We start from the raw sequence: 5,713 nt of genomic DNA on the forward strand, positions 1-5,713 counted from the left end.
GTTCGGGCCGCCTGCGACGCCGTACGCGCGGCCGGGGGCGGGGGTGCCGCCGCAGGCCCAGCCGCCGGTGGCGCCGCACCTGCCGTCCGGCGCGGTGCCGTACCCGCAGCAGCCACAGCCCGGGCCGCCGCAGCAGCAGCCGCAGCCCGGGCCGCCGCACCCGCAGCCGGCCCCTCCGCAGCAGCAGTCGGTGGCCGGTGCGCCGACCCAGTTCGCCCAGTGGCCCCAGCAGGGCGCCCAGCAGCCGCAGTCGCCGCCGGCCCCGAACGAGCCGGACTGGAACGCGATGGCGGACCGGCACGCCACCGAGTCGCGCCGCCGCAAGCGACTGTGGATCGGCGCCGTGGTCGCGGCCGCCGTCCTGGTCGGCGGCGTGGTCGGGGCCGGGGTGTGGATCAACGGCCGCGACAAGGGCGACGACCCGAAGGCGACCGCGAGTTCGACCACGACCGGCAGCCCGTCCGTCACGGCCACGCCCACCGAGCAGGCGCTGGCGGTCATCTCCGACGCCGCCACCGACAAGCTGCCGGTCGACGCCGCGACGCTGTTCCCGGACCAGACCCGCACCATCGACGGCAAGGTGTGGACCCGTCAGGTGACCGGTTCGACCGCCCCCTGCTCCAAGGCGACCACCGGCGGGCTCGGCCTCGCGCTCGGCGACGACACCTGCCGTTCGGTGGTCCGCGCGACGTACGTCAGCGGCGAGAGCGCCGTCACGGTCGGCGTCGCCGTGTTCGACAACAAGGCGGGCGCGGACCGGGCGATCGGCCGGCACGCGGGCCTGATCCAGGGTCTGTCCGGCACCGGTGTCGCGATGTTCTGCGTCACCGACAAGTCCGGCTGCGCCGAGACGCACGCGTCCATCGGCCGCTTCGGCTACTTCACGGTGGCCGGCTCCCTGAAGCAGGGCGCGGACCAGAGCGACCAGCTCGCGGCGGGCGCCGCCGGTCCGCTGGCGGAGCGCACCAAGGACGTCCTGCTGGCCCGCGGCGGCCGCGCCGGCTGACCCGAAGGGCGGGGGAAGGCGGCCCGGGGCGGTCGGATAGGATGACCGCCCTCGGGGGAGGGATGCGCGATACGCCCCCCGCGGCCGCCCGGACGGGGAATCAGCGAGCAGGAGGTACCGCGCGGTGAGCGCTGCCGTCAATGCGACCAGCAGACGGCGCAGAGCGGCGGGCCGCAGACGCGGAACGGGCGAGCCCGTTCCGGCGATGCTGCTGCCGGCGCCGCCCACTTCGCAGGAGAAGTACAGCTACACCATCCGGCACCAGTGGGTGCTGACGCTCTGTTCGGTGGTGAGCTTCGGATGCCTGGTGATCAGTCAGGCCGAGCTGTACTCGCTGGGTTCGTGGTTCTGGCTCTGCGTGCCGTTCCTGTTCTTCACGGTCGTCTACTACGTCGTGTCGCTGCGCGTGAACAGCTTCACGCCCAACTTCGACGTCAAGGAGCACCGCCGGCTGGTCCGGAAGTGGGACCCCGCCGAGTACCCGACGGTGGACGTGTTCCTGCCGGTCTGCGGCGAGCCGATCGAGGTGCTGCACAACACCTGGACGTACGTGCGGAAGATGGCCGAGCACTACCCGGGCCTGGTCATGCCGTACGTCCTGGACGACGCGGCGAGCCCGGAGGTCGAGGCGATGGCCGCGGACTTCGGGTTCCGCTACGGCGTGCGGGAGAACCGCGGCTGGTTCAAGAAGGCCGGCAACCTGCACTACGGGTTCGGCCGCTCCGACGGCGAGTTCATCCTCATCCTGGACGCCGACTTCGCGCCCCGGCACGACCTGCTGCACGAGGTGCTGCCGTACCTCCAGCGGGACCCGAGGCTGGGCATCGTCCAGTCCCCGCAGTTCTTCCGGGTGCTGGACTCGCAGAACTGGGTCGAGCGCGGCGCCGGCGCGATCCAGGAGCTGTTCTACCGCTCGGTCCAGGTGGCCCGGCAGCGCAACGACGGCGCCATCTGCGTCGGCAGTTGCGCGGTCTACCGGCGGGCCGCGCTGGTGGAGAACGGCGGCACCACGCTGATCGCCCACTCCGAGGACGTGCACACCGGTTTCGACCTGCGGGCGCTGGGCTGGGACCTGCAGTACATACCCGTGGCCCTGTCCACCGGCGTCTGCCCGGACAACGCCGCGGCGTTCCAGAACCAGCAGTACCGCTGGTGCATGGGCTCGATGTCGCTGATGACCAGCCGCAAGTTCTGGCACACCAAGCTCGATTTCACCACCCGGCTCTGCTACATCTCCGGGTTCCTGTACTACATCCACACCGCGCTGCTGACCTTCGCGCTGCCGATGCTGCCGATCCTGCTGCTGCTCTGGCGGCCGGACCTGCTGCAGGTCCAGCACCTGGTCCTGGTGCTGCCCAGCCTGGTGTACGCCACCGTGATCTTCCCGCTCTGGCACCGGGCGCCGTACCGGCTGGAGGCCTGGGCGGGCCGGATGATGTACGGCTGGGCGCACTTCTTCGCGGTCTGGGACCTGGTCCGGGGCCGTCAGCGCGGCTGGCAGCCGACCGGCTCCAACAAGGCCAAGAACCGGCAGCGGCGGTTCTGGACCGGCGTCGTCGTCTGGGGCGGGGGCACCGCGCTGACCTGGGTGGTCGCGGCGGTCTACCGGATGTTCACGCTCTACCCGCTGGACTTCGCCCTGGTGCTCTCCTCGGGCCTGTTCTACGCGGTGACGGTCGGCCGCATCCTCATCCAGCCCCGATCCCAGGACGCCGTGGCATGAGCCTCCCCACCCGCACCCCCGGCGCCGGCCGCCGGGCGCGTGCCGCCCTGTTCCGCGCCCTCGCGGCGGCCCTGCTGGTGCTGCCGCTGGCCGCCTGCGACCTGCTCGGCGAGAAGCCGCTGGGCCCCGCGGCGGCGGCCGGACCCGACGCGCCGTCCGCAGGGGCCGCAGCCGGCGGCACGGCGAGCACCGCCCCGGCGGCGCCGACCAGGACCGCCACCCCCGACGCCGCGCTGCCGTACGACGTCCGCCCGCTGCTCAAGCCGGCCAAGAAGTACCTGGGCGTGGCCGTGGACGGCGCCCCGGCGTCGATGGCCGGCGTCGACGAGTTCGCCGGAAAGATCGGCAAGCGGCCGAACATCGTCGAGTACTACTCGGGCTGGGGCGACGAGTACGACGTCCAGGGCGTGACCAACGCCTGGCAGGGCGGCGCGCTGCCGTTCATCGCCTGGGAGCCCTACAAGACGCCGCTGGCCGACATCGCGGCGGGCAAGCACGACGACTACGTCAAGCGCTACGCGGCGGCCGTCCGCAACACCAACGTGCCGGTCGCGATCAGCTTCGCCCACGAGTTCAACGGCACCTGGTACGACTGGGGCACCAAGAACGCCACGGCCGCCGAGTTCGTCGCCGCCTACCAGCACCTGCACGACGTCTTCACCCAGCTCGGCGTCGGCCAGGTGATCTGGGTGTGGAGCCCGAACAGCATCAACCCGGTGCCGACGGTGGCGCTCAAGCCGTACTACCCCGGTGACACCTACGTCGACTGGGTGGGCATCGTCGCCTACTACACCCACCTTGAGGCCGGCACCTTCGACACCCTCTACGCGCCCACCCTCAACCAGATCCGCGCCTTCACCGACAAGCCGTGGATCATCGCCGAGACGGGCTCCGAACCGGGCACCCGCAAGGTGTCGGACATCTACAACCTCGCCGCGAACGTGATCAAGCGTCCCGACTGCCTGGGCTTCATCTGGTTCAACCTCAACAAGGAGGTCGACTGGCGGATCGAGAGCGACCCGCAGTCCCAGAACGCCTTCAAGCAGGCGGTCTCCGACGGCCGCTACGGCTTCGATGTGAAGAGCCCCTGATGACGTCCATCCCCACGCCCCGCAACCCCCTCGCCGAGGAATCGCCGGTCCGGGTGCCCGACACCGACGGTTCGTGGTTCGAGAGCCGCCACCCCTCGCCGCCGTCCGCGCCCCAGGAGGAACGGCCCGACGAGGGCGTGCGGTTCACCGACCACCCGGGCGACGACGACCCGGACGAGGACCCGGACGAGGGCGCCCCGCGGGAGGACGCCCCGGCCGGGGACGGGTCCGCCGCCGCCCGCCCCGAGGGCCCCGGCTACACCCTCCCGCCGGTGCCCGAGGCCAGCTGGACGCTCGACCCGGGCCGCCGCCGCTCCTGGATCAGCCGCGCGCTGCTGCTGGGCATCCTGCTGATCCAGACCGCGATGTCCGTCCGGCTGTCGAACACCGCGTTCCAGGACGAGGCGCTCTACATGTACGCCGGGCACGCGCAGCTCTCGCACTGGCTCTACGACACCCCGCTGCCGAAGGACTACAACACCTACTTCTCCGGCGCGCCGAACCTCTACCCGATAGCCGCCGCGGTGCTGGAGAACCACTTCGGCATGCTCGGCGTCCGGCTCTTCAGCCTGTTCTGCATGCTGGGCTCGACCGCGCTGCTCTACGGCTTCACCCGGCGCCTGTTCAGCGAGCGGGTGGCGCTCGGCGCCGCGGCGATGTTCGCGGTGACCCAGTCGACCGTGGTGCTCGGCTTCTTCGCCACCTACGACGCCCCGGCGGTGCTGCTGCTCGCCCTGGCGATCTGGATCGTGGTGCGCACCGACCGGGCGCCCGCAGCCGCCGTCCTGTTCGCCGCGCCGTTCGCGGTGCTGGCGGTCGGGCTGAAGTACGCCTCGGCGCTCTACCTGCCCAGCCTGGTGCTGCTGGCGGTGCTGACCGGCCGGCGGGACCGCAACCGCCAGCCGCTGCTGCGCGGCGTGCTGCTCGCGGTCGGCGCGGGCGGCCTGCTCTGGCTGGGGATGACCTTCACCAACGTCCTCAAGGGCGTCCAGGCGACCACCACCCAGCGTGCGCACGGCACCGAACCCTGGACCGAACTGGCCCGCCAGTGCGTGGAGTTCGGCGGCCTGATGTTCGTCACCGCGGTCGGCGGCGCGGTCGCGTACGCGCTGCGCGGGCGGATGAACGAGTCCCCGCTGGTGCGCACGATGACCGGGCCGGGACGGCGCCGCCGGGTCCTGCTCGGACTGCTGCTGACCGGCACCGCACTGCTCGCCCCGGCCTACCAGGTGCACCTCAACACCTCGGTGGCGCTGTACAAGCACCTGGGATTCGGCCTGCTGTTCGCCGCGCCGATGGCCGGCATCGGCCTGGCCCGGCTGGTCGGCCCGCACTTCAGGCACCCGCAACTGGGCATCCTGCTCTGGGTGGTGACGCTCGCCCTCGGGCTGAGCCAGTCCACCTGGCGGTTCGACACCTGGCCCGACTCGGCCCGGATGACCGAGGTGGTGCGCCAGCACGTCACCAGCACCGGCCGCTACCTGGCCTCGGCCGACAACGTCCCGGTCTACTACACCCGGGACCTGACGCTGCAGAGCCAGTGGACGTCCACCTACGGCATCGGCTACGTCGACCGGGCGGGCTCGCTGCACACCGGCGACGACGGCTACCGGACCGCCATCGCGGACGGCTGGTTCGACCTCGTGGTGCTCGACGGCGTCGCCACCCCGGACACCGACCGGGTGGTGGCGGAGGCGATCGCGCAGAGCCCGCACTACCGGCTGCTCGGACGCATTCCCTTCACACACGTCGGTGGAACCGGGTACTACCGGATCTGGGTCAAACAGTAGCGATGACCTCCCCGATACAGGCGACGGACGGGGCGGCGAACCCGCCGCCGGAGCCGCGCCTCCCGCCGAAGCCCGCGTTCCCGCCCGCGCCGGCCGCGCCGCG

General features: G+C 72.0%; 4 protein-coding genes. All 4 read left to right on the plus strand.

Translation table 11 applies throughout. The annotated features are described in order from the left end of the window. Positions 1-1,006: hypothetical protein (locus ABD308_RS08770; protein ID WP_344330321.1), on the plus strand; the 1,006-nt coding region annotated here is incomplete at its 5' end. Between the two features lie 205 nt (positions 1,007-1,211). Next, positions 1,212-2,729 (plus strand): glycosyltransferase family 2 protein, encoded by a 1,518-nt coding sequence (locus ABD308_RS08775; RefSeq protein WP_344330323.1) that lies wholly within the window; start codon positions 1,212-1,214, stop codon positions 2,727-2,729. Further along, positions 2,726-3,820 (plus strand): glycoside hydrolase family 26 protein, encoded by a 1,095-nt coding sequence (locus ABD308_RS08780; protein ID WP_344330325.1) that lies wholly within the window; start codon positions 2,726-2,728, stop codon positions 3,818-3,820. Before ABD308_RS08775 ends, ABD308_RS08780 begins: the two co-directional genes overlap by 4 nt. Beyond that, positions 3,820-5,610: an ArnT family glycosyltransferase gene (locus tag ABD308_RS08785; RefSeq protein WP_344330327.1), complete on the plus strand. Its 1,791-nt coding sequence runs from the start codon at positions 3,820-3,822 to the stop codon at positions 5,608-5,610. The genes ABD308_RS08780 and ABD308_RS08785 overlap by 1 nt, the downstream gene beginning before the upstream one ends. Positions 5,611-5,713: the final 103 nt, after the last annotated feature.

The organism is Kitasatospora putterlickiae, assembly GCF_039527695.1.
GTDB classification, from domain to species: domain Bacteria; phylum Actinomycetota; class Actinomycetes; order Streptomycetales; family Streptomycetaceae; genus Kitasatospora; species Kitasatospora putterlickiae.

What these genes read in the sequence shown, in the direction of transcription:
- ABD308_RS08775 (WP_344330323.1), top strand. Translation starts at nt 1,212, where the DNA reads ATGCTGCTGCCGGCGCCGCCCACTTCGCAGGAGAAGTACAGCTACACC.
- ABD308_RS08780 (WP_344330325.1), top strand. Translation starts at nt 2,726, where the DNA reads ATGAGCCTCCCCACCCGCACCCCCGGCGCCGGCCGCCGGGCGCGTGCC.
- ABD308_RS08785 (WP_344330327.1), top strand. Translation starts at nt 3,820, where the DNA reads ATGACGTCCATCCCCACGCCCCGCAACCCCCTCGCCGAGGAATCGCCG.